This is a genomic window from Sphingomonas palmae, assembly GCF_900109565.1.
GTDB lineage: Bacteria > Pseudomonadota > Alphaproteobacteria > Sphingomonadales > Sphingomonadaceae > Sphingomonas > Sphingomonas palmae.
This window is the reverse complement of sequence record NZ_FNZZ01000001.1, coordinates 311,309-335,646: the sequence shown is the minus strand read 5'-3', so window position 1 is coordinate 335,646 and position 24,338 is coordinate 311,309. Positions and strand designations below refer to the sequence as shown.

Genomic DNA, 24,338 nt, shown 5'->3' with positions numbered 1-24,338 from the left:
CGCAGACGCTCCGGTGCCTTATGGCGGAGTAGCTCAGCTGGTTAGAGCACGGGAATCATAATCCTGGGGTCGGGGGTTCAAGTCCCTCCTCCGCTACCATGCCGGAGCGTCTGCGAGTGCATCCTGACATCGTCGTGGCCAAGTGAAAGAGCTGACGCTGGCGATCGTCGGGATCGACTTTCCCAACAACGATCGCGCGCGGTCGAACCGCCGGTCGGAGCTGATGCTGCTGACATCCGGCGCGCTGATGGCGCTGGTGCCCGAGCCGCGCAACCCGGTCGATCCACAAGCAGTCGCCGTGTTCAGCCCGAGCGGGTTGCAGGTCGGTTACCTGAGCGCCGAGCGCGCGCCGTGGATCGGTGCGCGGATCAGGGCGGGCGACGAAGTGGTTGCGGTGTTGCAGGGCGTCGTAGGGGGCGCAGGGTATCTGCGCGTGCGGATCGGCGGTGGCGCGCCGACGCTGCCGGCTGTGCGCGAGCGTGACGAGGAAGATGCGGGCGAGGTGGACTTCTGGCCCGATCCTGACGGGCCTGAGTTCGGCGCCTGACGCCTCAATCGCGCCCTGACCTGATCCACCAAGCGGGATCAGGTCAGGAAAACGCTCAGGCGGGCACGCCGTAGAGGTCGTGGTCGTCGGCGTCCTCGATCAAGACAGGCACGATGTGGCCGAGGCTCAGGTGCCCGGCGTCGCGGAGCTGGACCTCACCGTCGATCTCGGGCGCGTCGGCGTAGGAGCGGCCTGTGGCACCCCCGCTCTCCGCGTCGACCGCGTCGATGATGACGTCGAGCGTGCGACCGACCTTGCGCTGGAGCTTGGCGGCCGAGATCGCGGCAGTCTTCTCCATCACGCGCGCGTAGCGCTCCTCCTTGACCTCGTCGGGCACGTGGTCGGGCAGGAGGTTGGCGGTGGCACCCTCCACGGGCTCGAAGCGGAACGCGCCGACGCGATCGAGCTGCGCTTCACCCAGCCAATCGAGCAGATACTCGAAGTCGGCCTCGGTCTCGCCGGGAAAGCCGACGACGAAGGTCGAGCGGATCGCGATGTCGGGGCAGATATCGCGCCACGCGCGGATGCGGTCGAGCACCTTGGCATCGTTCGCCGGCCGCTTCATGCGGCGCAGCACCGACGGGGCGGCGTGCTGGAACGGAATGTCGAGGTAGGGCAGCACCAGCCCCTCCGCCATCAGCGGGATGACCTGATCGACGTGCGGGTAGGGGTAGACGTAGTGGAGCCGCACCCACGGCGCGATCTGGCCCAGTTCGCGCGCGAGGTCGGTCATGTGCGGGACGACCTCGCGGCCCTTCCACATGCGCGGCTCGCGGCGGATATCGATCCCGTAGGCGCTGGTGTCCTGGCTGATGACGAGCAGCTCGCGCGTGCCCGCCGCGACCAGCTTCTCCGCCTCGCGCAGAATCGCGTCGGGACGGCGGCTGACGAGGTCACCGCGCAGGCTCGGGATGATGCAGAAGGAGCAGCGGTGATTGCAGCCTTCCGAAATCTTTAGATAGCTGTAGTGGCGCGGGGTTAGTTTCAGCCCCGCGTCCGGTATCAGGTCGACGTAGGGGCTGATCGAGGCGGGCGCGGCGGCGTGGACCGCCTCCACCACCTGCTCGTACTCGTGCGCGCCGGTGATTGCGAGCACTTGGGGAAAGCGCGTGCGGATCGCCTCGGCTTCCTTGCCCATGCAGCCGGTGACGATCACACGGCCGTTCTCCGCGATCGCCTCGCCGATCGCCTCAAGGCTCTCCTCCTTGGCGGAATCGAGGAAGCCGCAGGTGTTGACCAGCACGACGTCGGCGCCCGAATAATCGGCGCTCATCTGATAACCGTCGGCGCGGAGCTGCGTCAGGATGCGTTCGCTGTCGACCAGGTTCTTGGGACAGCCGAGCGACACCATGCCCACGCGGGGCGGGGAGGGAAGTTGCGTTGCCATGAGAGTGCGCGGACATAGCGATTTGTCGCGCGTTTTCCTAGGGTGCGGGGATGACGCGCTATTCGCTGGTACCGCATCCCGACCACCCGCCGCTCGCCGTGCGCGGGGTGACGGTCGACTTGCGCATGACCGATGAAGATGACGTGCTGTTGACCTACGTGGTGGACGGCACCGAAGGGGTGGTGTGGCCCGAGTGGGCCAGCCCGGTTCGCACTGACGGATTGTGGCGCGCGACCTGTTTCGAGCTGTTCCTGATGTTCGACGACGAGGAGCATTATGTCGAGTTCAACTTCTCGCCGTCCGGCGCGTGGGCGGCGTACGCGTTCGACGGCTACCGCGACGGCATGGCGGACCTGCCGCGCGAGGTTATGCCGCACGTCGGGCGGATCGCGGATGGCGTGGGGATCGATTGCGATCTCGGCGGATTGCCCCACGGCGAGTTGCTGATGTCGCTGACGGCGGTGATCGAGGAAGCGGGCGGGCGGCGCTCGTTCTGGGCGCTGCAGCATCCGCCGGGGGCGCCCGACTTCCATCATCGCGATTGCTTTGCCGCGCGGCTGACGGCACCAGCGGGCCCATGAACTTCGGGATCGATCGCCTGCTCGCCGATGCGAGCCTTCGCCAGCAACTCGAGGGCAAGCGCGTCGCGCTGCTGGCGCATCCCGCGTCGGTGACCGCCGACCTGACGCACTCGCTCGACGCGCTGGTCGCGGCTGGCGTGAACGTCTCGGCGGTGTTCGGGCCGCAGCATGGCGTGCGCGGCGACCTGCAGGACAATATGATGGAGTCGCCCGACTTCACCGATCCGACCTACGGCATGCCGGTATTCAGCCTGTACGGCGAGGTGCGGCGGCCGACGGCAGCGTCGATGGGCACGTTCGATGTCATGCTGGTCGATCTGCAGGACGTGGGCTGCCGCATCTACACCTTCGTGACGACGTTGCTCTACGTGCTGGAGGCAGCAGCCGAGCATGGCAAGGTGGTGTGGGTGCTCGATCGCCCGAATCCGGCAGGGCGACCGATCGAGGGGCTGACGTTGCGCGAGGGCTGGGAGAGTTTCGTCGGGGCGGGGCCGATGCCGATGCGGCACGGGATGACGCTGGGCGAGTTGGGACACTGGTTCATCGCGCACTATCGGCTCGACGTCGATTACCATGTCGTGGCGATGGAGGGCTGGCGACCCGAGGCCGCGCGCGGGTTCGGCTGGCCCGAGACGCGCGTGTGGATCAACCCGAGTCCCAACGCGGCCAACGTCAACATGGCGCGCGCCTACGCCGGCACGGTGATGCTGGAGGGCACGACGCTGTCGGAAGGGCGTGGCACGACGCGGCCGCTCGAGCTGTTCGGCGCGCCCGACGTGGACGCGCGCGCGCTGATCGCGGAAATGCGCGCGCTCGCGCCCGAGTGGCTGGCGGGCTGCACATTGCGCGACATCTGGTTCCAGCCGACGTTCCACAAACATGCGGGCGAGCTGTGCGCGGGCGTCTTCATCCATGCCGAGGGCGCAGGTTACGATCACGCGGCCTTTCGGCCGTGGCGGTTGCAGGCGCTGGCGTTCAAGGCGCTGCGACGCCTGCACCCCGATTACGCGCTGTGGCGCGACTTTCCGTACGAGTATGAGTTCGACAAGCTGGCGATCGACGTGATCAACGGTGGGCCGGGGTTACGCGAATGGGTCGATGACAAGGGTGCGCAGCCGGGTGACCTGGACGCACTGACGATCCCCGACGAGCGCGCTTGGGCGGAAACGCGCGCGCCGTTTCTGCTCTATTAGCGGTCGACCGTCACCGTGGCGGGGTGATGCTTGTCGAGGTGCCGCAGGATCTGCTTCAGGTTGCGCGTGTTCGAGCGATAGTAAAGGTCGGCCGCGTCGCCGACGAAGGGCACGAGTCCGATCAGCGCGTCGAAGCCGACGCGTCCGGTCATCCGCATGAGCGCGAGCTTGCTCATGCCGAGATTGCGCGCCTCCCACACCAACCAGCCACCCAGAGCGGCGGCGATCGCGTCACCCGCGACGGGCACCAGCCCGAGCACGAAGTCGAGCCCGACGCGGCGATTGATGCCGGGGATGACGAACAGCCCCTCGAGCATCTGCTCCATCGCGACCAGACGACGGCGGACCGAGGCGGGATCGCGACCGAGCGGCAGGTTGGCGGCGGCAAAGCCGGACGGGATGGCGGAAGGACGAACGCTCATGCTCGTTCATCTGGTGTCGCGACGCAGGTGGTTCAACGGATGCCACGCGCGCGCGTTCGCCTGCCATTGCACCAGTCGGACCGAAACCAGCGACCAGCGGAACGGTCGCGCGAGCGGGATGAACGCGGCGTCTGCGGTGAGTGCGGCATCGGCGCGCGCGATCGTCGCCGCGCGCGCATCCGCGGTCGGCGCGACGCGCGCGTCCTCGATTGCCTGCTGTGCTTCCTGCGAGCACGCGACGCATGCCTCAGACAGGTACCAACGCGCGCTGTCGTACGGGGCGACCAGGTCGACGAGGCGCAAGTCGGCGACGGGATCGTCGGGGGCGAGGCGGACCGGCCTGATCCCCATCGCGTAGAGGTCGGCGGCGAGCCGCGTCCACAACATGGTGCCGCCGGTCCCCGCGGGCAGCGCGAGCCAGAGTGAAGGGGTGCCCGCAGTCGCCCGCCACGCGGCGACACGCGCGCGGATCGCGGCGAGACGCTGCTCGCGTGGCAGGGCGGCCCATGCGGGTTGCGTAGGGGGCGAGAGCGAGTCGAGCTGGTCGGGCAGCAATGTCTCGACGGCGGTCCAGTCGGGCGACACGGCGGCGACGAGGCTGGCGCGGTCGAACGCCGCGGCGAGTGCGGCACGGGTTTCCGCGTCCGCGAGGAGGCCGTCGCGGCGCAGGATGGCGAGGCCGAACAGCCCCGCGGCGGGGTCGATCCGCAGATTGGCGGTGGCGATACCCGCGCGCTGAACGAGCGGCCAGTCTTTGATCGTCCCGCCGCTGACCAGATCGGCCTGCCTGTTTGTGAAGCGGACGATCGCGCGCGCGGCGCGTTCTCCGATCAGCCGGACGTTATCCTCGGCAGTCGGGCCTTCATCGTCGGGATCGCGGTCGGGATCGTCGATAGGTCGCAGCAGGGTCGCGTGCTTGCCCACAGACGTGGCGCGGAACGGGCCGGCACCGCCGGCCGACGCGCTGCGAACGAGCGCGAGTTCGGGTTGCGCGAACAGCTTGAGCAGGTCGGGACGGGGTCGCGCCAGATCGACCTCGATCACCTCGGGCGTCATCTCGACCACGTCGTCGATCGCGCTGAGGTACGGCGCGAGGCTGTTGCGCGCGCCGCGGGCCAGCTGGCGTTTGAGGAGGTTGACGACCTGAGCGGCGCGGACCGGCTGCCCATCGGCCCAGCGCGCCTCTCGTAGACGAAAGATGAAGCTGGTGCCGTCGTCGGTGACGGTCCAGCGCTCGGCCAATCCGCCTTCGATCTGGCCGGCGGCATCGAAGCGGACGAGTCCCTCGGCGACCGAGTCGGTCAGGATGCGATCGGGTGTCGACAGCAGGAGCCGATCGGCACCGGCGACTGCCGGTGCCTCACCGATGACGCTGACCACGACCGGCCCAACGTCGGCGCGGCGATCGCACGAGGTGGTGAGCAGCAGCGCGGGCAGGCTCACGCTAGTAATGATGGTGCGGACGGCGGGACTCGAACCCGCACGCCAAGGGCAGAAGATTTTAAGTCTCCAGCGTCTACCGATTCCGCCACGTCCGCGCATCAGCTTCGCGCTTGAGCGCGCTTCGCAGGTGCGCGTCAAGCAGGGAAGCGATGAGAGCGCGTCGATCAGACGTTCAGACGCTGGCGCATTTCCTTGCCCGGCTTGAAGTAGGGTACGCGCTTGGCGGTCACGTCGACCGTCTCGCCGGTCCGCGGATTGCGTCCGGTACGCTCGTCACGCTGACGGGTCGAGAAGGCGCCGAAGCCGCGCAGTTCGACGCGACCATTCGCCGCCAAGCGATCGACGATCTGGTCGAAGAAGGTGGACACGATCGCCTCGACGTCGCGCGGGGTGAGTTCCGGATTTTCCTCCGTGAGCCGGTTGACGAGTTCCGACCGAATCATTTGCTTCCCCACCATCGCAACACGCACCGCGCGTATCATCGCGGCGGGTAGTTGATACAGATAAATGCGCTTCCGCGATAGGACCGACGCGTTGCCGTTTCGGCAAACGAAAAGGGGCCGGCATGGCCGACCCCTTCGCGTGCGGTGTTCCGCGGCGAGACGAAGACTTACTTCTTCGAGTCGCGGGCCTTGAGCGCCTCGCCCAGGATGTCGCCGAGCGACGCACCCGAGTCGGACGAGCCGTACTGCGCGACGGCCTGCTTCTCCTCGGAGATCTGCATCGCCTTGATCGAGAAGGTCGGCTTCTTCGAACGGTCGAAACCGGTCACCATCGCGTCGAACTTCTGACCGACCTGGAAACGCTCCGGACGCTGCTCGTCACGATCGCGGCCGAGATCGGTGCGCTTGATGAAGCCGGTGGCGCCGTCGTCGCCCTGCTGCACTTCGAGACCGGCGTCGCGGACCTCGAGCACGGTGACGGTGACGACCTGGTTCTTGCCCAGGCGATCGCCCGCACCGGCCGACACCGGGCCGCCACGCTCGAGCTGCTTCATGCCGAGCGAGATACGCTCCTTCTCCGAGTCGATGTCGAGCACGACCGCCTGAACGGTCTCGCCCTTGCGATGCAGGTTGAGCGCGTCCTCACCCGACACGCCCCAGGCGATGTCCGACATGTGGACCATGCCGTCGACGTCGTTGTCGAGGCCGATGAACAGGCCGAACTCGGTCGCGTTCTTGACTTCGCCTTCGACGGTGGAGCCGACCGGGTGCGCGGCGGCAAATGCCTCCCACGGATTGGCCTGCGCCTGCTTGAGACCGAGCGAGATGCGACGCTTCTCGGCGTCGACCTCGAGCACCACCACGTCGACTTCCTGGCTGGTCGAGACGATCTTGCCCGGGTGGACGTTCTTCTTGGTCCAGCTCATCTCCGAGACGTGGACCAAGCCCTCGATGCCCGGCTCGAGCTCAACGAACGCACCGTATTCGGTGATGTTGGTCACGCGGCCCGACAGCTTCGCGCCGACCGGGTACTTGACGCCGGCGCCGTCCCACGGATCGCTCTCGAGCTGCTTCATGCCGAGCGAGATGCGCTGCGTGTCCTTGTTGATGCGGATGATCTGGACGCGCACGGTGTCGCCGATGTTGATCATCTCCGACGGGTGCTGGACGCGCTTGTACGATAGGTCGGTGACGTGGAGCAGGCCGTCGATGCCGCCCAGGTCAACGAACGCGCCGTAATCGGTGATGTTCTTGACCACGCCTTCGATGATCTGACCCTCGGCCAGGCTCTGGATCAGGCCCGAACGCTGCTCGGCGCGGGTTTCCTCGAGCACCGCGCGACGCGACACGACGATGTTGCCGCGCTTGCGGTCCATCTTGAGGATCTGGAACGGCTGCGGAATGTCCATCAGCGGCGTGACGTCGCGCACCGGGCGGATGTCGACCTGCGAACCGGGCAGGAAGGCGACGGCGCCCGACAAGTCGACCGTGAAGCCGCCCTTGACGCGGCCGAAAATGGTGCCCTCAACGCGCGCGGTCTTCGCGAACTCGATCTCGAGCTTGTCCCAGGCGGCTTCGCGGCGGGCGCGGTCGCGGCTGAGCATGGCTTCGCCGTGCATGTTCTCGACGCGATCGACGTAGACCTCGACCTCGTCGCCGACCTTCAGCTCGGCCTTCTGACCCGGCGCCGGCGCGAACTCGCGCAGCGGCACGCGGCCTTCGCTCTTCAGGCCGACGTCGATGACGGCCAGGTCGTTCTCGATGCCGGTAACGGTGCCGAGCACCACGCGGCCCTCGAAGCTGTCGGCGCCGCCGAACATGTCATCGAGCATTGCCGCGAAATCGTCGCGTGAGGGAGCTGCCGTAGAGGCCATAAATCCGTAAGTCCTAAACGTTGTCGTTTCCGGCCAAGCGGTTGGTTCCGCTGGTCTAGGGGGCAACCCCCAGGGCCAAAACACCACGCCGGCCTCATGCCGGACGCGGTATCCGCGCGCGCCGAGGGAATGCAGAGACACAGAACGCTGGTGCGAAAAGGGCGCGGACGGATCAAACCGGTGCGCCAAGCCTCCGCGAACCCAAGGCCCGCTGGACCGCGCGCCCTTAGCCGAAGCGCAGGAGAGAAGCAAGCTTCGGCGGTGGCGATCAGCCTCGGGGGCGGCGGGCCTCGACGAGCGCAATCGCCTTGGCAATTGAGGCTTCAATCGACAGGAAGCTGGTGTCGAGCAGCGCCGCGTCGGCGGCGGGGACGAGCGGGGCGGCCGAACGGCTGCTGTCGCGTTCGTCGCGTGCGCGGATGTCGGCGAGCACCTGATCGTAGCTGACGGTGCTGCCACGGTTCTTGAGTTCAGCGTGGCGGCGCTGCGCGCGGATCGTCGGGGTGGCGCGCACGAACAGTTTGGCGAGCGCGTCGGGCGCGATCACCGTGCCGATGTCGCGTCCGTCGAGCACGGCGCCGCCCTCCTGATGCGCGAAGCGCTTCTGTCGCTGGAGCAAGGCCGCGCGCACCAGCGGGTGCGCCGAGACAACCGAGGCGAGCTGCCCGACATCGTCGTCGCGCAAGCCCGGATCGGCGAGGGTCAGCTCGTCGAAGTCGCAGGCGGCGACCGCGTCGGCCTCCTTCTCAGGGTCGAGTTCCATACGGCGGACGGTGGCGGCGACCGCGCGGTAGAGCAGCCCGGTGTCGAGGTGGGGCAGGTGATAGTGGCGGGCGAGCGCCTTGGCGATCGTGCCCTTGCCCGAGGCGGCGGGGCCGTCGACGGCGATGATCATGCGGCTTCTCCCGAAAGCTGCGCCAGTTGGTCAAAGAAGGTCGGATAGCTGGTCTGCACCGGCGACGCGTCGTCGAGCGTAATGGCGGCGCGGGCGTGAAGCGCGGCAACGGTCATGCTCATCGCGATGCGGTGATCGAGCCGGGTCGTGACCGTACCGCCCCCGGGAATTGCGTCGCCCCCAGTGCCGTCGATCGACAGGCCGTCGTCGTGCTCTGTTACCGACACCCCGTTCGCCTCCAGCGCTGCGCGCATCGCGGCGATGCGGTCGCTTTCCTTGACGCGCAACTCGTCGGCGCCGCGCGCGACGGTGCGGCCGGCGGCGAAGGCTGCGGCGACGAACAGCACCGGATATTCGTCGATCATCGCGGGCGCGAGATCGTGCGGCACGGTGATGCCCTGCAAGGCGGCGTGGCGGACGCGCAGATCAGCGACCGGCTCGCCGCCGACGGTGCGCGGATCGAGCTCGGTGATGTCCGCGCCCATCATGCGCAGCGCGGTGACTAGGCCGGCGCGGGTCGGGTTGAGCCCGACATTCTCGATCACGACGTCGCTGCCCGGCACGATCGACGCGGCGACCATCCAGAAGGCGGCGGACGAAGGGTCGCCCGGTACGGTGATCGACTGTGGGCGGAGCTCCGCCTCGCCGGTGATCGAGATGACGCGGCCGCGGCTCGTCTCCTCGACAAGCACCTCGGCGCCGAAGCCCGCGAGCATTCGTTCGCTGTGGTCGCGCGTCGGCACCGGCTCGATCACGCGGGTGACGCCCGGCGTGTTGAGCCCGGCGAGCAGCACGGCCGACTTCACCTGCGCCGAGGCGACCGGGAGTTCGTACTCGATCGGAACCGCGGGACAGAGACCGCGCAGCATCAGCGGCAGGCGGCCACCGGGCGAGGCGGTGATGTCGGCGCCCATGCGCGACAGCGGCGTGATGACGCGCTCCATCGGACGCGCCGACAGCGACGCGTCGCCCGTGAACGTCGCGGTGATCGGGTGCGAGGCGATCAGGCCCATCAGCAAGCGGGTCGAGGTGCCGGAATTGCCCATGTCGAGCGCGGCCGCGGGTTGCAGCAGGCCGCCGACGCCGACGCCGTTGATCGTCCACACGCCGGCCGCATCACGCTCGATCCGCGCGCCCATCGCGCGCAGCGCCGCGGCGGTGGCGAGCACGTCCTCGCCCTCCAGCAGCCCCTTGACACGGCTTTCTCCGACCGCGAGCGCGGAAAGCATCAGCGCGCGGTGGCTGATCGACTTGTCGCCGGGAACACGGATACGGCCGACGAGGCGCGCGGCGGCGGGAACGGTCAGACGGGTGGGTTCGGGATGCGGCATGCGCGCCGCTTGCCAGCCGGGTTGTGCTATGGCAAGGCGCGCCCCACTTCGCAGGGCTTACCTGCAGAACCACCCATCCGAAAGGCTTTCACGGCATGATCCAGCCGGAATGGGGCACGAAGCGTACGTGCCCGAAATGCGCGACGCGTTTCTATGACCTCACCAAGGACGACCCGATCACCTGCATCAACTGCGGGTACGCTTGGGCGCCCGAGCCGATCCTGAAGTCGAAGCAGCCGCTGCCGTTCGAGGCGACGAAGACGACCAAGCAGGACGCCGATAACGATCTCGCCGGCGACGACGAGGATATGGATCTGGCGCCGAACGAGGACGAAGAGCCCTCGGCCGACGACGAGGTCGATCTGGGCGGCGACGACGACCTGGGCGTCGAGGCGAGCAAGGACGACGACGAGAACTGACTTTTTCTGCCGCGGCTTGGCAAATGGTGCGATACACCGCTTGCCAAGCCCGCAGCGCCCGGTTAGTGGGCGCTTCCCAACGGGAATGGGGCCGTAGCTCAGCTGGGAGAGCGTCGCAATGGCATTGCGAAGGTCAGGGGTTCGATCCCCCTCGGCTCCACCATTTCCTTCCTGCATCCTGTGAAATCTTTTGATGCACCTGCCCGGATGTGGGTGCATTGGCGCACAATGGCTTTGAGCTGCGCTCGGCCAGTCCAGTTGCTTCGAATGAGTCGGTCATTCGCGAAGGCGGAAGATTGCTCATGCTGACGCAATCAAAGCGCGAACCGATGGTTCATTGGTGCCTCTGATCACAAGCGGATTGCTTCTACCCGCCACGGCATGATTGTGTTCTAATGCTGTGCAGCAAGTCTCTCGCTCTTGGCGAAGACCTGTCAACAGAAGGGAGCAAACATGCTGAACGATTTCAAAGCCTTTATCATGCGCGGCAACGTGCTCGATCTCGCGGTTGCGGTGATCATCGGCGCGGCGTTCAGCAAGATCGTGACCTCGCTGACCGAGGACGTGCTGATGCCGATCATCGGCAAGATATTCGGCGGTCTCGATTTCTCGAGCTATTTCCTCGTTCTGTCACCGGGCAAGGTGCCGCCGGCATTGGTCGGGTCGACCGACTATGTCGCGCTGAAGAAGGCGGGCGTGCCGCTGCTGGGATATGGCGAGTTCATCACGCAGGCGGTCAACTTCCTGATCGTCGCTTTCATCATCTTTCTGCTCGTCCGCTCGGTAAACCGCGTGCTGGCGTTCCACCACAAGCCGGTCGAGGAAGCACCCAAGGCTGAGCCCGCCGATCTGGTGCTGCTGCGCGAAATCCGCGACGAACTGCGCCAGCGTCCGCCGGCGGCGTAATCCTGACGCGAGTGGACCGGGCACCGCCGACGCGGTGCCCGGTCCTGCGATTTACAGGCCGAAGCGCAGCGTAGCGCGCAGGTCGCGTCCGGCGAGCGGCGCGAAGTCCTTGAGAAAGCTCGACGCGCGGCGGGCATTCACGTCGAAGATGTTGTTGGCGCTCAGCACCAGCTGCGTCTTGTTGTCGCGGCCGAACGGCGAGAAGGCGAGGCTGGCGTTGACCAGCGTATAATCGTCGGTCGCGGTCTCAAACGGGGCAGTCCGGTTCTGTTCGAACAGGTGCTCGACCTCCGCGCGCGCGGTGAAGGCGTCGCCCTGCGCCTCGACGCCGCCGAGCACGCGCGGCGCCGGGATGCGCGGCACCGGCCCCTGATCGACGACATTGGCGTGGACGTAATCGCCGAGCACGTCGGCGTTGATCCGCGTGGTGCCGATCGTGAAGAGGTTGGCGGAGAGATCGGCCTCGAAGCCGTAATAATGCGCGTCGGCCTGATTGTACTGGAAGCAGGGCAGCTCGACCTCGCGCCCTGCCGCGCCGTACTGTACCGCCGCAGCTTGGCAGATGCCTTGGTTCACCTGGTTCTCGTAGATGAAGTTGGTGATCCAGTTGTAATAGGCGGAGGCGTCGAAGTTGACGCGGGCGCTGTGCGCGTGAAGCGTGGCCTCGAGCCCCCAGCTGCGTTCCAGCCGGAAGTCGGGATTGCCCAGTTCATAGGCCTGCGTGCCGGCATGGCCGCCATTGGCGAACAATTCCTCGGCCGAGGGTGCGCGTTCGGTGTAGGAGCCGTTCACGCCGACGCGCAGCGCGTCGGTGAAGCCGTAGCTGGCGCCGAGCGAGCCCGAGAACGCACCGTAGCTCGCCTTGCCGACGAAGAAGCGCTGGTCGGCGTCGGTCTTCGCCGCCTGATCGGTCCATTCGTAGCGCGCGCCGGCTTCCGCCTTCAGCTTGCCGAAATCGAACTGCTGGAGCGTGAAGAGGCCGGTCTGGTTAGTCTCGTTGCGCGGCAGGAATGCCTCGTCACCGACGACGTTGAACTGGCGGTTGAAATACTGAACGCCCGACGCGCCCGACCAGACGCCGCGGCGTGCCTGGACCAGCTCGAGCCGACCCTCGAGCCCGTTGTTGTAGAAGGCAGTGCCGACCGAGCCGTCCTCTTCGAGTTCGAAGTGGCGGTAGGTCGCCTGGCCCGCGCGGATGCGGATGCGGTCGAGGAAGCCGCCGCCGGTCTCGACCTCGCCGCGCAGGTCGACACGGTTCTGAACAAGGTCGAGACGCGGCGCCTCCTGCTCCTGACCCACTTGCGTCGCGTAGCGGATCGGGATGCCGTAGAAGCTGTCGTAGTGGCTGTAGCTGATGCCGAGCTGCCCAGTGTCGGTGATGATGCTGGCACCGACGCCCGCGGTCCACGTCTCCGACTGGCTGTTGGGCAGCTTGCCGCGGATCGCGGCGCTGGCGGCGAAGTCGATCGGCTCCTCGCCCGGCTCGACATCCTGCGGGACTCCGACCTGGCTGAGCGCGGCGGCGCGGGCTGCACGCGAGAGCGCGTAGCCGCCGATGCGCAGATTGTCGGTCTTCAGATACGATCCGTCGGCGTGGAGGACGAGATGCTGCCCGACCGCAACGTCGCCCGCCATCTCGGCCGAACGCTCGTTCGCGGCCGAGCCGTAATTGGCGATGCCACTCAGGCGGTAGCCGTTCTCTGGCACGGTGCGCGGAATGCGCGTGTCGACGACGTTGACGACGCCGCCGACCGCGGACGAGCCGAACAGGAGCGCGCTTGGACCACGTAGCACCTCGATCCGTTCGGCGAGCAGGGGATCGACGACGACCGCGTGGTCGACGCTGGTGTTCGACACGTCGATCGCGCCGATGCCGTCGGTCAGCACGCGGATACGCTCGCCCTGGAAGCCGCGCAGGATCGGGCGCGAGGCTGAGGGGCCGAATGAGGTCGCCGATACGCCGGGCAGCCGCGACAGCGTCTCGCCGATCGTCGGGCGCAGATCGCGGGTCAGCGCCTCGCCCGAGAGGACGGAGGTGCCCTGGAGCACGTCGCGCTCGCTCCGCTCGACCGGCGCGGTGACGATGATGTCGCCGACGCTCGGCTGGCGCGCGGAGGTCGCCACGGTTGCGGAACCGGAATCCTGCTGCACGTTGGTGACGCCGGTACCGCCGGAGGACGATTGCGCGAGCGCCGGGCTGGCGATCGCGACGGCAGCGAGGCTGACGGTTGCACGCAAGAACTTGGTCATCACTGTTTCCCTGAACACCTGCAGTGCCGCCTAGGAGCAACATTGTGACATATCAAGCGCAATGTTACATCATCGCACCAACCTCGCGCTGCTTCGTCGCGTATCTCTCGGGGACAAAATGCGCGGCTGGCGCTATCGGGCGATCCAGACGAGCTCGCTGCCGCGCGCGGCGGACACGTAGCTTTTGGAGACGTGATGATCGATCGTGAAGAAAGTCGGCTGGCAATCGTCGCGAGGCACGACAGGTGGCGTTGAAGCCAAGCGCATCTGGCGTGGCGGTGGTCGCGTGCAACACCTGTCGCCACTCGGCCGAGGTGCGAGATGATGCGGATGGCAAACGTGGCGGCGCGCGGATGGTCGAGGCGCTGCGGCAGGTGGCCGCGGACGATCCCGCCTTCGCGAGCATCGCGATCGAAGAAATGCCGTGCCTGTTCGCCTGCCAGGACTTCTGCACGGTGCATCTGCGCGCGCCGGACAAGGTCGGCTATGTCATGGGACGGTTCGTGCCCGGTGAGGAAGCGGCACAAGCGATCCTTGAATATGCGCGCGCCTATGCCGACAGCGATTGGGGTCAGGTGCCGTTCAAGCAGTGGCCGCAGGGCGTGAAGGGACATTTCATCACGCGCACGCCACCCGCCGGCTTCGTGGTCGAATGATCCGGTTCGAGAGCGTTGCCGCCTTCGACGAAGCGTTGCGGAGCTTGCCGGCGACGGACGCACAGGCGTGCGAAGCGGCGGCGTCACGGCAGGCAATGTTGACCAAACCTGCGCGGTCGCTGGGGCGGCTTGAGGAGATCGCGATCTTCATGGCCGGCTGGCAGCAGCGCGAGCGCCCGCGGATCGAGCGCGGCCGGGCGGTCGTGTTCGCGGGCAACCACGGCGTGGTCGCTCAAGGGATCAGTGCCTTTCCGGCGAGCGTGACTGCGCAGATGGTTGCAAACTTCGAACGCGGGGGCGCGGCGATCAACGCATTGGCGGCGAATGCCGGGCTGACGTTGCATGTGGTGCCGCTCGATCTCGACCACCCGACCGAAGATTTCACAAGCGCGCCGGCGATGAGCGAGGCCGAGTGCCTGCACGCGCTGATTGCGGGCGCAGCGGCGATCGGCGACGCCGACCTGCTCGTCCTCGGCGAGATGGGGATCGGCAACTCGACCGCGGCAGCAGCGCTGGCGGCGGCGAGCTTCGGCGGTGAGGGGCGCGACTGGGTCGGACCGGGCACGGGCGTCGACGGCGCCGGCGTCTCGCGGAAGGCGGCCGTGGTCGACGCGGGGCTGTCGTGTCACGGGAGCAGCCTGGACACACCGTTCGAGATCCTGCGGCGGCTGGGCGGGCGCGAGATCGTTGCGATTGCGGGCGCGGTGATCGCGGCACGTCACGCGCGCGTGCCGGTCGTGCTAGATGGCTTCATCGCCTCCGCCGCGGTGGCGCCGCTTGCGCGGGCAGTGCCGGAAATCGTCGATCACCTGATCGCGGGGCATTGTTCGGCCGAGCCGGGGCACCAGCGCCTGCTCGATCGCCTGAACCTGCGCCCCTTGCTGTCGCTCGACATGCGGCTTGGCGAGGGGAGCGGCGCGGCGGTGGCGGTGGGCGTGATCCGCGCCGCGCTCGCCGCGCATGACGGGATGGCGACCTTCGCGGAAGCGGGTATCGGCGGCGGATGAGGTCGTTCGCGCTGCACCTGATGCGGCACGGTGAGCCGGTGCTACCCGGTCGCATGCTGGGCCGCACCGATTGCGCGGCGACGCCCGCGGGGATCGCGGCTTGCGTCACGCAGGCGGGACGACTGACGGAGAGCGGGCAGGAAGTGGCACACCGTCTTTCGTCCGACCTGCGGCGCGCGCGCGAGTGCGTCGAGGCGCTGGGCGGCGGCGAAATCGATCCGCGCTGGCGCGAGCTCGATTTCGGTGGATGGGACGGGCAGTTCGCTCGCGAGCTCGATCAGGACGCGCTCGCCCGATTCTGGAACGATCCCGACGCCTTCCCGCCGCCGAGCGGAGAAACATGGTCGGCGCTGGTGGCGAGAGTCGGCGAGGCGTTGGCGGCGATCCCGACCGAGCCGACGCTGGTGGTGACGCACGGCGGGCCGATCCGCGCCGCACTTCACCTGTTGTGCGGGTTCGATCGCGAGCAGGTCTGGGTGTTCGATCTGCCATACGCCGCTGTCGTGTCGCTGCGTGTCTGGGAGGGCAGCCCGCGGCGGGCGCAGGTGACGGGGTTGGTGCCGTGCGTCGCCTGATCGTCGCGCTGTCGTTCCTGACGCGGCTGCCGATGCCGAGGCTTGCCTCGCGCGACGGCGACTTCGCGGCGGCGGTGCGGATGTACCCGCTCGTGGGTCTTGTCGTTGGGGCGGTCGTGGCAGCGGCTGCGTGGTCAGGAGCGCTGATCGATCCCTGGATGGGGGCGCTCGCCGCGCTGCTCGCATGGACGTGGGTGACGGGGGCGCTCCACCTCGACGGGCTGGGCGACCTGGCGGATGGTCTGGGCGCCGCGCACGGTGATCGCACGCGCCTGCTGTCGGTTATGGCCGACCCGCACGTCGGCAGCTTCGGCGTGATCGCGATCGTGCTGCAACTGGCGGCGAAGCTCGTCGCGCTGCATCTGATCGTGCCCGCGGGCTGGACGGCACTGCTGCTCATCCCGGCGGCGGCGCGGGTCGGACCCTTGTGGTGGGCGCGCGCGGTGCCGCTGCTCAAGAACGGCGGACTGGGTGCCGCGATCGCGGGCGCAGTACGGTCGCGTGACCTGATCGGGTGGGGGCTGCTGCTGCTGGGCGGGTCTGTTGTGGCGCCGGTGTTGCTGGCGGCGCCGGTCGTCCTCGTGCTGCTCGGCCTGATGTTCACGCGGCGGGTCGGCGGGATGTCGGGCGACGTTCACGGCGCGGGGATCGAGCTGACCGAGACGGCGCTGCTGCTGATGCTGGTGATCGCTCAGCGGGTCTGAGCGATGTCGAGCAGCGCGTCGACGTCGATGTGCTGTTCGAGCTGTTCGGCGATTTCGTCCAATGCCGCGTCGACGTCGGCGCCGTGGTCGACGCCCGACGCGGTGGCGCCCATTCGCGCCAACCACGCGCGACGCTGCGCCGGATCGCCGAGCAGGCCGTGAACGTAGCTGCCCGCGACCAGCCCGTCGGCGCGGATCGCTCCTTCTGGTGTACCGTCGTCGAGTCGGCCGAGTGGGCGCGCGGTGTCGGGGCCGCTCGTCTGTCCGAGGTGAATTTCGTAACCGTTGAAGCGCGCGCCGAGCGCCTCTCCGCCGACCTGCCGAACGGTCTTCGCACCCGTCAGCACCGTGTCGATGTCGAGCAGTCCGAGGCCGGCAGAGGTGCCGGCGGGTCCTTCAATACCGTCCGGATCGCTGACCGAGCGGCCGAGCATCTGATATCCGCCGCACAGTCCCAGCACCGGACGGCCTTTCCGCACGTGCGCGTGGATGTCGATGTCCCAGCCCTGTTCGCGCAGGCTCGCGAGATCGGCGCGGGTCGCCTTCGATCCGGCGAGGATGATCATCGCCGCGTCGGCAATGGGGCGGCCGGGCGGCACCATGACGAGGTCGACGTCCGGTTCAAGGCGGAGCGGATCGAGATCGTCGAAATTGGCGATGCGCGGCGTGATCGGGCAGGCGATGACGCGGCGACCTGCGGCGGCCGGCGAGGCGCGTTCCAGCACGACGGCGTCCTCGCTTGGCAACCGTCGCGCGGCGTGGATCCACGGCACGATGCCGAGCGTGGTCCAGCCGGTCCGATAGGCGACCGCGGACATGCCATCGGCGAACAGCGCGGGATCGCCGCGAAACTTGTTGACCATGAAGCCGCGGATCATTGCCGCATCCTCCGGCGCGATCACCGCGTGCGTGCCGACCAGCGAGGCGATGACGCCGCCGCGGTCAATGTCTCCGACGAGGACCACCGGAACGTTTGCGGCGCGCGCGAAGCCCATGTTGGCGATGTCGCCCGCGCGCAAGTTGATCTCGGCCGGGGAGCCGGCGCCTTCGACCACGACGATGTCGGCGTCACCGCAGAGGCGTTCGAAGCTCCCCAGCACGTCGTCGAGCAGTCCGATGCGCCCCTCGCGCCAGTTGCGGGCGGCGAGCGTGCCGCGCACCTGACCTCGCACGATCAGTTGCGAGGTGCGATCACCCTGGGGTTTGAGCAGCACCGGGTTCATGTCCACGTGCGGCGCGACGCGGCAGGCGAGTGCCTGGGTTGCCTGTGCGCGCCCGATCTCGCCCCCGTCGACAGTGACTGCGGCGTTGTTGCTCATGTTCTGCGGCTTGAAGGGGCGCACGCGCAGCCCGCGGTTGGCGAGCGCGCGGCACAGGCCGGCGACGAGTACCGACTTGCCGACATCGGACCCGGTGCCCTGCAGCATTATTGCGCCCATGCGACAACTCCCGCGATCACCCACAGCAAGGCGCACCCCCGCAGGTAGATCGCCAATGCGCGGTTGAGGTCGCGCGGCGTGGCGGCGCGACCATCGTGACCTATCCAGGGTTTGGCGTGCATGCGACCGTCGTAGGCGATCGGCCCGGCGAGCGCGATGCCGAGCGCACCGGCCATCGCCGCCTCCGGCCAGCCGGCGTTGGGTGAAGCGTGGCGGCGGCAATCGCGCCACATCACGCGCCAGCCGCCCAGGCCCGCGGTGCATAGAACGGCGCCCGACAGGCGCGCGGGCACCCAGTTGGCGGCGTCGTCGATCCGGGCCGCCGCCCAGCCGAACGCGCGCCAGCGCGGCTCCTTGTGACCGATCAGGCTGTCGGCGGTGTTGATCGCCTTGTAGCACCACGCGCCGGGCAGGCCGGCGACGATCAGCCAGAACAAGGGCGCGACGACGCCGTCGCAGAAACTCTCGGCAAGGCTCTCCACCCCGGCGCGCGCGACGCCGGCTTCGTCGAGCGTATCGGTGTCGCGGCCGACGATCATCGCGACTGCGCGGCGCGCGGCGGGCAAGTGACCGGCGGTGAGCGCGACGGCGACGCGGCCGACGTGGTCGAACAGGCTGCGCTGCGCGAGCGCGGGCCAGGCGAGCGCCGCGGTGCCGATCCATGCCCAGGACCCAAGGCATGCGCGCAGCACGCCCTCGAGCAGGATCGCGAGCAGCGCGGTGCCGGCGAGCAGGAGCAGCATCGTCGCGACGCCGAGAAGGCGACGTGTGAGATCGCTGCGCCGGGGCGTGTTCCAGTGCCGCTCGCACGCGCCGATTACGCGGGCGGAGGCGCCGACAGGGTGGCCGACGACGTGGTAAAGACGCTCCGGCCAGCCGATCGCGGCGTCCAGGAACAGCGCGGCGAGCGCGATCGGATCAGCCACGCGCGAGTGCACGGTCGAGGCGGTCGAAGGCCGCGTCGTCAGCGGGAAGACCGAAGCGCAACCAATTCGGCTGTGCGTCGAAAGGGCGCGTCAGGATGCCGGCGCGGGCGAGCAGGTCGAAGATGTCCCAGGCACCGGGATGCTCGACCAGGCGGAACAGCGGGCAGGCGCCGCCGGCCTGGAGCCCGTGTGCGGCGAGTAGTGCGTCGAGCCGTGCTGCCTGCGCGCGGAGCCACGTGCGCGTCTTGGTAATCCATGCCGCATCGCTGTAGCCGGCAGTGCTCCAGATGATCGCCTGCGTGCTGACGGGCCAGTCGCCGAGCAGCGCGCGCATCCGGTCGATCACGGTAGCATTTCCCACAACGAAACCGAGACGCACGCCGGCGAGCCCGAAGAATTTGCCGAACGAGCGCAGGACCGTGACGTTGGCGGCTTTACGGAGATGCGGGACGATGCTGATCGAAGGGTCGACGTCGGCGAAGGCTTCGTCAATCACGACCGCGCCACTCGCCGCGCTCGCCCGCGCGGCGAGGGCGAGTAACTCATCGTGGGTGCGCAGCAGGCCGTCGGGGTTGTTCGGGTTCGCCAGCAGCAGCGTGCCACCACTGTCGGCCTGCTCCGCGAGCGCGGCGTGGCTTACGGCGTGCTCGGCAACCTCGCGATGCGTACCGTAGGTCGGCGAGGCGGCTACCAGCGGCCGGGGCAGGCCGATGAATGGCAACAGCCTGAGCGCGACTTCGCTGCCCGGCACCGCGGCGACCTGTTCGGGCGCGCAGCCGAAGAACGCTGCCGCAGCGCGCTCCAAGCGTCGCAAGCTGCTCATCTCTGGAAGCGGGCCGCTGTCGAAATCAAATGACGCGGGTACCCACGGGCGCGGGTTGATGCCGGTCGACAGGTCGAGCCAGGGCGTGGGCGCGTCGGGATAGTGCGACCGCGCGTCGTCCAGTCGGCCGCCGTGCCGTGCGAAACGGGGTGATTCTGCTTGCGTCACGGCGTGCGCCTTCGCCATTCACGCGCCCGTGGGCAAGTCGGCAGCATCATGAGCGGGCACGCGAGGACGACCTTGGTGCTCGGCGGCGCGCGTTCGGGCAAGAGCCGGCACGCGCAGGCGATTGCGGAGGCGTGTGCGGGTGAGCGGGTGTTCGTCGCGACCGCGCAGGCGTTCGACGGCGAGATGGCGGAACGGATCGCGCTGCATCAGCGTGACCGCGACGCGAGCTGGCGGACGATCGAAGAGCCGGTGGATCTGCCGGGCGTGATCGCCGCGGTGGCGGGCGGGGGGCGTGTGCTGCTGGTCGACTGCCTGACATTGTGGCTGTCCAACCTGCTTCTCGCGGAGGCCGACCTCGACGCGGCGAGTGATGCGCTGGTCGACGCTATTCAGCGAGCGGAGGCGAATATCGTATTCGTCAGCAACGAAGTCGGCTTCGGCATCGTCCCCGACAACGCGCTGGCGCGGCGGTTCCGTGATGCGGCCGGACGGCTGAACCAGCGTGTCGCGGCTGCGTGCGACGTGGTCGAGCTGGTGGTCGCCGGCTTGCCGCTGAGGATCAAGGGCTGAGCGGCTGCGCGGCCGTGAACAGACGATCGACATAGGAGTGCGCCATGCGCAGTGACGAAGAACATGCCGCGAAGATGGCGAAAAAGAAGGTGGCGCACGACAAGATCGTGGCCGCCAAGCAGGTCGAGAAAGGACTGCTTATCGTTCACACCGGCAAGGGCAAGGGCAAGACCTCCGCTGCGCTGGGCATGGTGGTGCGCGCGGTCGGACACGGAATGAAGGTCGGCGTGGTCCAATTCGTCAAGGGCGCGATGGAGACGGGCGAGGCCCCGGTGTTCCGTCAGCTGGGCGTCGAGTTCAAGCCGATGGGCGAGGGGTTCACCTGGGACACGCAGGACCGCGCGCGCGACATCGCGACCGCCCGTGCGGCGTGGGACGAGGTCAAGCGGATGATCGCCGACCCGAGCTACCGCATGGTGCTGGCGGACGAACTGAACATCGTGCTGCGCTACGACTATCTGCCGCTGGACGAGGTGCTGGAGGTGCTGCGCGCGAAACCGGAGATGACGCACGTGATCGTGACGGGGCGCAACGCGCCCGTCGCGCTGATCGAGATGGCGGACCTGGTCACCGACATGACGCTGGTCAAGCACCCTTTCCGCGAGCAGGGCGTGAAGGCGCAGGCCGGAGTGGAATTCTGATCGAGCGGTGACGCCGACCGCTTCCGGACGGTGGCCTAGCGAGCCAGACGCTGATCGTAGCCCATCGCCTGCGCGGCGACCGCGACCTGTGTCCTGTTGCGCACGTTCAGCTTGCGCATCAGCGCGGTCATGTGCGCCTTCACGGTCGCCTCCGCGATGCCGAGGTCATAGGCGATCTGCTTGTTGAGCAGGCCGGAACGGACACCGTCCATCACCTTCAGTTGGGTCGGCGTCAGTCGCGCCGCGGGCGGCGCGAACGGTGTGATCGTGCCTGCAGCGATGGCCGACGATTCACTTGCTTGCTGGATGTTCATTCCCGGACCCTCCCCGATGCGACCATTCTGCCGCTGTTCTCGGATCGGTTTACATCAGGTAGTCAGACAGGTTCAATCCCCGGCAGTACGGAAAACGAGCAATTTGCTTGATTAGGCCGAAAGCTGTCCTACAGCCTGAGCGAACAACGGACCGTGAACGTGCCGGGCGGGGGAGAGGTGAGGTGACGAACAGGCAAGAAGCGTCTCGGGCCCGGATTGTCTGCGCGTGACGGCGGCCGACCTAGACCTTTTGGCTGCCGCTTTCGCCGGCATCGCGCTCTCAGTCGCGTTGATCGTGAAGGCGCGGCTGCATCCCTTCGTTGCCCTTCTGTGCGGCGCGTTCGCGGTCGGGACGCTCGCCGGATTGCCGGTGGCTGACACGGCCAAGGCGATCCAGAAAGGCGCGGGTGACATTCTGGGCGGCACTGGTCTGGTGGTCGCACTGGGGCTGGCGCTGGGCGCGATGCTGCAATTGTCGGATGGTGCGGCGGGAATAGCGCGGGCGGTGCTGCGCTGGTCGGGGCCGGCGGGGGCACCCTGGGCGGCATTGCTGACCGCGCTGGTGATTGGGCTGCCGTTGTTCTTCGAGACCGGGCTGGTTCTGCTGCTGCCGATCGTCGTGGCGGCGGCGGCCGCGATGCCGAATGCTGGCGACGCGACGAGGTTGCGGCTGATGCTGTCCGCGATCACGGGTTTGTCGGTCGTGCACGCGCTGGTGCCGCCGCATCCGGGGCCGCTGCTGGCAGTCGAGGCGCTCGGTGCGGACCTGGGTCGAACCATGTTGTACGGACTGGTCGTGGCGGTACCGACCGCGGTGATCGCGGGTCCGCTGCTCGCGCGGTTTACCACGCGAGGCGTTCAATTGGGTGCGCCGACGCTCGCGCCTGCGCTCGTAGCGACTGCCACACCGTCGATCGGCCGGGCGCTCGCGGCGCTGCTGCTGCCCGTGGCGCTGATTACCGCGGGGCAGTTGCTCACCTTGCTGCCCGGTAATCTGGCCGCGCACGCCGGGGCGCTGGCGTGGGCGAGCAGCCCGATCGTGGCGCTGCTGATCGCCTGCCTCGTGGCGCTGCCGCTACTGTTCGGCCGCGCCGCGCTGGACGCGTCGGTGCAGGCGGCGATCTGGAAGGAGACGATGGCGCCCGCGGGCGCGATCCTGCTGTCGATCGGCGCGGGTGGCGCGTTGAAGCAGGTATTGGTCAGTGCAGGGCTGTCCGACCTGCTGGTGCGTGCGGCAAGCGGCGCGGCGCTGTCGCCGATCGTGCTCGCCTGGGGCGTCGCGGTGTGTATCAGGCTGGCGACGGGTTCCGCGACGGTCGCCACGATCACCACCGCGGGCGTCATGCCCGGCGTGGTCGCGGCGAGCGGGGTCGCGCCCGAGTGGATCGTGCTGGCGATCGGGGCGGGGTCGGTGTTCTTGAGCCACGTCAACGATCCGGGCTTCTGGCTGGTGAAAGGCTATCTGGGTACCGACACCGCGGGTACGTTCCGCACCTGGTCGGTGCTGGAGACGGTCATCTCCGTCACCGGCTTGCTCTTGGTGCTGGCGGCGAGCGCGTTATTCTGAGCCGGAAAGGGGAGGGGTGCGCATGGCGCAGGAACGACTGACCGACCGCGCCTACACGGCGATCGTCGAGATCATCAACGACGACGATCTGCGCGTCGGCGATCGATTGCCGTCGGAAGCGCGATTGGCCGAGATGTTCGGCATGTCGCGCACGATCGTGCGCGAGGCGCTGGCGCGGCTGGCATCGGATGGCATTACCGAACCCCGACGCGGGGCGGGATCGTTCGTAAAGAACCGGCCGTCCGACCGCATGTTCGCGTTCATGCCCGCAACCGACCTGCCCGCGACGCTCGGCACCTACGAGGTCCGCTTCGTGCTGGAGGCGGAGGCGGCGCGGCTGGCGGCGGTGCGGCGATCGGGCGAGGAGATGGCAGCGATCGACGCGGCGCTGGCGCGATTGCGCACCGCGCTCCTGTCGGACGCGCCCGCGCATGACGAGGACATGGAACTGCACCGAAGCATCGTCGCCGCGACCGCCAACCCTGCGTTCCCGGCGGCGTTCGACGCGTTGGTCGGCGAGGTTGAAAAGGTGATGCGTGCGGGCGTCGACATATCGCGGTCGCGCCCGCCCGAGGTGATCGGCGCGATGATGCGCGAGCATGAGACGATCGTCGACGCGATCCGCGCGCAGGACGCCGATGGCGCCGCGCTGGCGATGCGGTGGCATTTGTCCGAGGGGCGGAAGCGGTTGATGCCCTAGGCGTTGGCCAGCCACGCGACCGCGGCGTGGCAGAGCTCGGGCGGGCTATGGTGCGAGTCGAGGGCGAGCACCGCCTCGTCGGAGGTGGGACGTTCCAGCGTGTCGAGCTGGCTGTCGAGCAGACTGGCGGGCATGTAATGCGCCGCGCGATGTTCGAGCCGCTGGAGCAGTTCGTCGCGATCATTGTCGAGCAGGACGAAGCGCACGCGCCCGCCCGCCGCGGTAATCAGGCGGTCGCGGTAGCGACGCTTGAGCGCGGAACAGGTCGCGACCGCGCGGCCGTTCGTGCGCGCCGCCCCGCCGAGCGCGTGGCCGAGCCGGTCGAGCCACGGCCAGCGGTCGGCATCGCTCAAGGCGTGGCCGGCGCGCATCTTCGCCACCGCCGCGGCGGAGTGGAAGTCGTCGCCCTCGAGAAAGGGACAGCCGAGCGCGCGCGCGAGCAAGTTGGCGAGCGTCGACTTGCCCGATCCGCTGACCCCCATGACGATGATCGCGAGTGGTGCCGCCGCCTCATCATCGGTTCGGGTCACGCGGTCAGGTTCCTTCTTGCTCGGGCC

General features: G+C 68.3%; 26 protein-coding genes and 3 tRNA genes. 15 read left to right on the top strand and 14 right to left on the bottom strand.

Features of this window, described 5'->3' with window-relative positions:
- Positions 1-22 precede the first annotated feature (22 nt).
- Together BMW51_RS01610 and BMW51_RS01605 are read left to right on the top strand one after the other, a co-directional pair.
- Positions 23-99, top strand: a tRNA-Met gene (locus tag BMW51_RS01610).
- 43 nt (positions 100-142) lie between these two features.
- Positions 143-547, top strand: a complete 405-nt coding sequence (locus tag BMW51_RS01605; protein WP_093002691.1) for an HIRAN domain-containing protein — start codon at positions 143-145, stop codon at positions 545-547.
- A 55-nt stretch (positions 548-602) separates the two neighbouring features.
- On the opposite strand, the gene rimO is transcribed toward BMW51_RS01605, so the two are convergent.
- Positions 603-1,934, bottom strand: a complete 1,332-nt coding sequence (gene rimO / locus BMW51_RS01600) for a 30S ribosomal protein S12 methylthiotransferase RimO (protein WP_093002689.1) — start codon at positions 1,932-1,934, stop codon at positions 603-605.
- A 50-nt stretch (positions 1,935-1,984) separates the two neighbouring features.
- On the opposite strand from rimO, the gene BMW51_RS01595 reads away from it, so the two are divergent.
- Both BMW51_RS01595 and BMW51_RS01590 read left to right on the top strand, forming a co-directional pair.
- Positions 1,985-2,515 carry a DOMON-like domain-containing protein gene (locus BMW51_RS01595; RefSeq protein WP_093002687.1) on the top strand — a complete coding sequence of 177 codons (531 nt, stop codon included), beginning with the start codon at positions 1,985-1,987 and terminating at the stop codon, positions 2,513-2,515.
- A complete protein-coding gene (locus BMW51_RS01590; RefSeq protein WP_093002685.1) occupies positions 2,512-3,708 on the top strand; it encodes an exo-beta-N-acetylmuramidase NamZ family protein in 1,197 nt (398 codons plus the stop codon). Before BMW51_RS01595 ends, BMW51_RS01590 begins: the two co-directional genes overlap by 4 nt.
- Here BMW51_RS01590 and BMW51_RS01585 read toward each other — a convergent pair.
- The 7 genes from BMW51_RS01585 to aroA all read right to left on the bottom strand — a co-directional run bounded on the left by BMW51_RS01585 (position 3,705) and on the right by aroA (position 10,116).
- The gene (locus BMW51_RS01585; protein WP_093002683.1) at positions 3,705-4,130 is read right to left on the bottom strand and encodes a DUF4112 domain-containing protein; all 426 of its coding nucleotides are present in this window, start codon (positions 4,128-4,130) and stop codon (positions 3,705-3,707) included. The two genes, BMW51_RS01590 and BMW51_RS01585, sit on opposite strands and share 4 nt — an antisense overlap.
- Positions 4,131-4,136: 6 nt before the next feature.
- On the bottom strand, positions 4,137-5,573 hold the full coding sequence (locus BMW51_RS01580; protein ID WP_245708229.1) for an ABC transporter substrate-binding protein: 1,437 nt from the start codon (positions 5,571-5,573) through the stop codon (positions 4,137-4,139).
- An 11-nt stretch (positions 5,574-5,584) separates the two neighbouring features.
- A tRNA-Leu gene (locus BMW51_RS01575) sits at positions 5,585-5,668 on the bottom strand.
- Between the two features lie 69 nt (positions 5,669-5,737).
- On the bottom strand, positions 5,738-6,016 hold the full coding sequence (locus BMW51_RS01570) for an integration host factor subunit beta (protein ID WP_093003781.1): 279 nt from the start codon (positions 6,014-6,016) through the stop codon (positions 5,738-5,740).
- Positions 6,017-6,183: 167 nt separating this feature from the next.
- Entirely contained in the window at positions 6,184-7,890 is a 1,707-nt protein-coding gene (rpsA, locus tag BMW51_RS01565; RefSeq protein WP_093002681.1) for a 30S ribosomal protein S1, read from the bottom strand.
- Positions 7,891-8,158: 268 nt separating this feature from the next.
- Positions 8,159-8,785, bottom strand: a complete 627-nt coding sequence (gene cmk / locus BMW51_RS01560; RefSeq protein ID WP_093002679.1) for a (d)CMP kinase — start codon at positions 8,783-8,785, stop codon at positions 8,159-8,161.
- Complete coding sequence (gene aroA / locus BMW51_RS01555) at positions 8,782-10,116, bottom strand: 3-phosphoshikimate 1-carboxyvinyltransferase (protein ID WP_093002677.1); 1,335 nt, start codon at positions 10,114-10,116, stop codon at positions 8,782-8,784. Before aroA ends, cmk begins: the two co-directional genes overlap by 4 nt.
- Before the next feature lie 95 nt (positions 10,117-10,211).
- Between aroA and BMW51_RS01550 the strand changes: the two genes are divergently transcribed.
- The 3 genes from BMW51_RS01550 (at position 10,212) to mscL (ending at position 11,441) form a co-directional block, all read left to right on the top strand.
- Positions 10,212-10,535, top strand: coding sequence for a TIGR02300 family protein (locus BMW51_RS01550; RefSeq protein ID WP_093002675.1), 324 nt, complete (start codon positions 10,212-10,214; stop codon positions 10,533-10,535).
- A gap of 87 nt (positions 10,536-10,622) precedes the next feature.
- Positions 10,623-10,698, top strand: a tRNA-Ala gene (locus tag BMW51_RS01545).
- A gap of 290 nt (positions 10,699-10,988) precedes the next feature.
- Entirely contained in the window at positions 10,989-11,441 is a 453-nt protein-coding gene (gene mscL, locus BMW51_RS01540) for a large conductance mechanosensitive channel protein MscL (RefSeq protein WP_093002673.1), read from the top strand.
- A gap of 51 nt (positions 11,442-11,492) precedes the next feature.
- On the opposite strand, the gene BMW51_RS01535 is transcribed toward mscL, so the two are convergent.
- Positions 11,493-13,691, bottom strand: a complete 2,199-nt coding sequence (locus tag BMW51_RS01535) for a TonB-dependent receptor (RefSeq protein WP_093002671.1) — start codon at positions 13,689-13,691, stop codon at positions 11,493-11,495.
- 245 nt (positions 13,692-13,936) lie between these two features.
- Here BMW51_RS01535 and BMW51_RS01530 point away from each other — a divergent pair, with 245 nt between their 5' ends.
- From BMW51_RS01530 to cobS, 4 genes are read left to right on the top strand one after another with little or no spacing between them, the layout of a single operon-like run.
- Positions 13,937-14,347: a DUF1636 domain-containing protein gene (locus tag BMW51_RS01530; RefSeq protein WP_093002669.1), complete on the top strand. Its 411-nt coding sequence runs from the start codon at positions 13,937-13,939 to the stop codon at positions 14,345-14,347.
- Positions 14,344-15,354 carry a nicotinate-nucleotide--dimethylbenzimidazole phosphoribosyltransferase gene (cobT, locus tag BMW51_RS01525; protein ID WP_093002667.1) on the top strand — a complete coding sequence of 337 codons (1,011 nt, stop codon included), beginning with the start codon at positions 14,344-14,346 and terminating at the stop codon, positions 15,352-15,354. Before BMW51_RS01530 ends, cobT begins: the two co-directional genes overlap by 4 nt.
- Positions 15,351-15,929 carry a histidine phosphatase family protein gene (locus BMW51_RS01520; protein ID WP_093002664.1) on the top strand — a complete coding sequence of 193 codons (579 nt, stop codon included), beginning with the start codon at positions 15,351-15,353 and terminating at the stop codon, positions 15,927-15,929. The genes cobT and BMW51_RS01520 overlap by 4 nt, the downstream gene beginning before the upstream one ends.
- The gene (gene cobS, locus BMW51_RS01515; protein ID WP_093002662.1) at positions 15,917-16,633 is read left to right on the top strand and encodes an adenosylcobinamide-GDP ribazoletransferase; all 717 of its coding nucleotides are present in this window, start codon (positions 15,917-15,919) and stop codon (positions 16,631-16,633) included. The genes BMW51_RS01520 and cobS overlap by 13 nt, the downstream gene beginning before the upstream one ends.
- Here cobS and BMW51_RS01510 read toward each other — a convergent pair.
- The 3 genes from BMW51_RS01510 to BMW51_RS01500 are packed head-to-tail and all read right to left on the bottom strand — an operon-like array spanning position 16,621 to position 19,989.
- Positions 16,621-18,072 (bottom strand): cobyric acid synthase, encoded by a 1,452-nt coding sequence (locus tag BMW51_RS01510; RefSeq protein ID WP_093002660.1) that lies wholly within the window; start codon positions 18,070-18,072, stop codon positions 16,621-16,623. The genes cobS and BMW51_RS01510 overlap by 13 nt on opposite strands.
- Positions 18,060-18,998, bottom strand: coding sequence for an adenosylcobinamide-phosphate synthase CbiB (cbiB, locus tag BMW51_RS01505; protein WP_093003779.1), 939 nt, complete (start codon positions 18,996-18,998; stop codon positions 18,060-18,062). Before cbiB ends, BMW51_RS01510 begins: the two co-directional genes overlap by 13 nt.
- Positions 18,991-19,989: an aminotransferase class I/II-fold pyridoxal phosphate-dependent enzyme gene (locus BMW51_RS01500; RefSeq protein ID WP_342723066.1), complete on the bottom strand. Its 999-nt coding sequence runs from the start codon at positions 19,987-19,989 to the stop codon at positions 18,991-18,993. The genes cbiB and BMW51_RS01500 overlap by 8 nt, the downstream gene beginning before the upstream one ends.
- A 48-nt stretch (positions 19,990-20,037) precedes the next feature.
- On the opposite strand from BMW51_RS01500, the gene cobU reads away from it, so the two are divergent.
- Positions 20,038-20,559 carry a bifunctional adenosylcobinamide kinase/adenosylcobinamide-phosphate guanylyltransferase gene (cobU, locus tag BMW51_RS01495; protein ID WP_093002656.1) on the top strand — a complete coding sequence of 174 codons (522 nt, stop codon included), beginning with the start codon at positions 20,038-20,040 and terminating at the stop codon, positions 20,557-20,559.
- 44 nt (positions 20,560-20,603) lie between these two features.
- Positions 20,604-21,200, top strand: coding sequence for a cob(I)yrinic acid a,c-diamide adenosyltransferase (cobO, locus tag BMW51_RS01490; protein WP_093002654.1), 597 nt, complete (start codon positions 20,604-20,606; stop codon positions 21,198-21,200).
- A 35-nt stretch (positions 21,201-21,235) separates the two neighbouring features.
- Here the strand turns inward: cobO and BMW51_RS01485 are convergent, their stop codons facing one another.
- Entirely contained in the window at positions 21,236-21,514 is a 279-nt protein-coding gene (locus tag BMW51_RS01485; RefSeq protein ID WP_245708228.1) for a response regulator transcription factor, read from the bottom strand.
- Positions 21,515-21,740: 226 nt separating this feature from the next.
- On the opposite strand from BMW51_RS01485, the gene BMW51_RS01480 reads away from it, so the two are divergent.
- Positions 21,741-23,081, top strand: coding sequence for a GntT/GntP/DsdX family permease (locus tag BMW51_RS01480; protein WP_093002652.1), 1,341 nt, complete (start codon positions 21,741-21,743; stop codon positions 23,079-23,081).
- Positions 23,082-23,103: 22 nt separating this feature from the next.
- Positions 23,104-23,781, top strand: a complete 678-nt coding sequence (locus BMW51_RS01475; protein WP_093002650.1) for a FadR/GntR family transcriptional regulator — start codon at positions 23,104-23,106, stop codon at positions 23,779-23,781.
- Here the strand turns inward: BMW51_RS01475 and BMW51_RS01470 are convergent.
- Positions 23,778-24,263 (bottom strand): gluconokinase, encoded by a 486-nt coding sequence (locus BMW51_RS01470; protein WP_093003775.1) that lies wholly within the window; start codon positions 24,261-24,263, stop codon positions 23,778-23,780. The genes BMW51_RS01475 and BMW51_RS01470 overlap by 4 nt on opposite strands.
- Positions 24,264-24,338 lie beyond the last annotated feature (75 nt).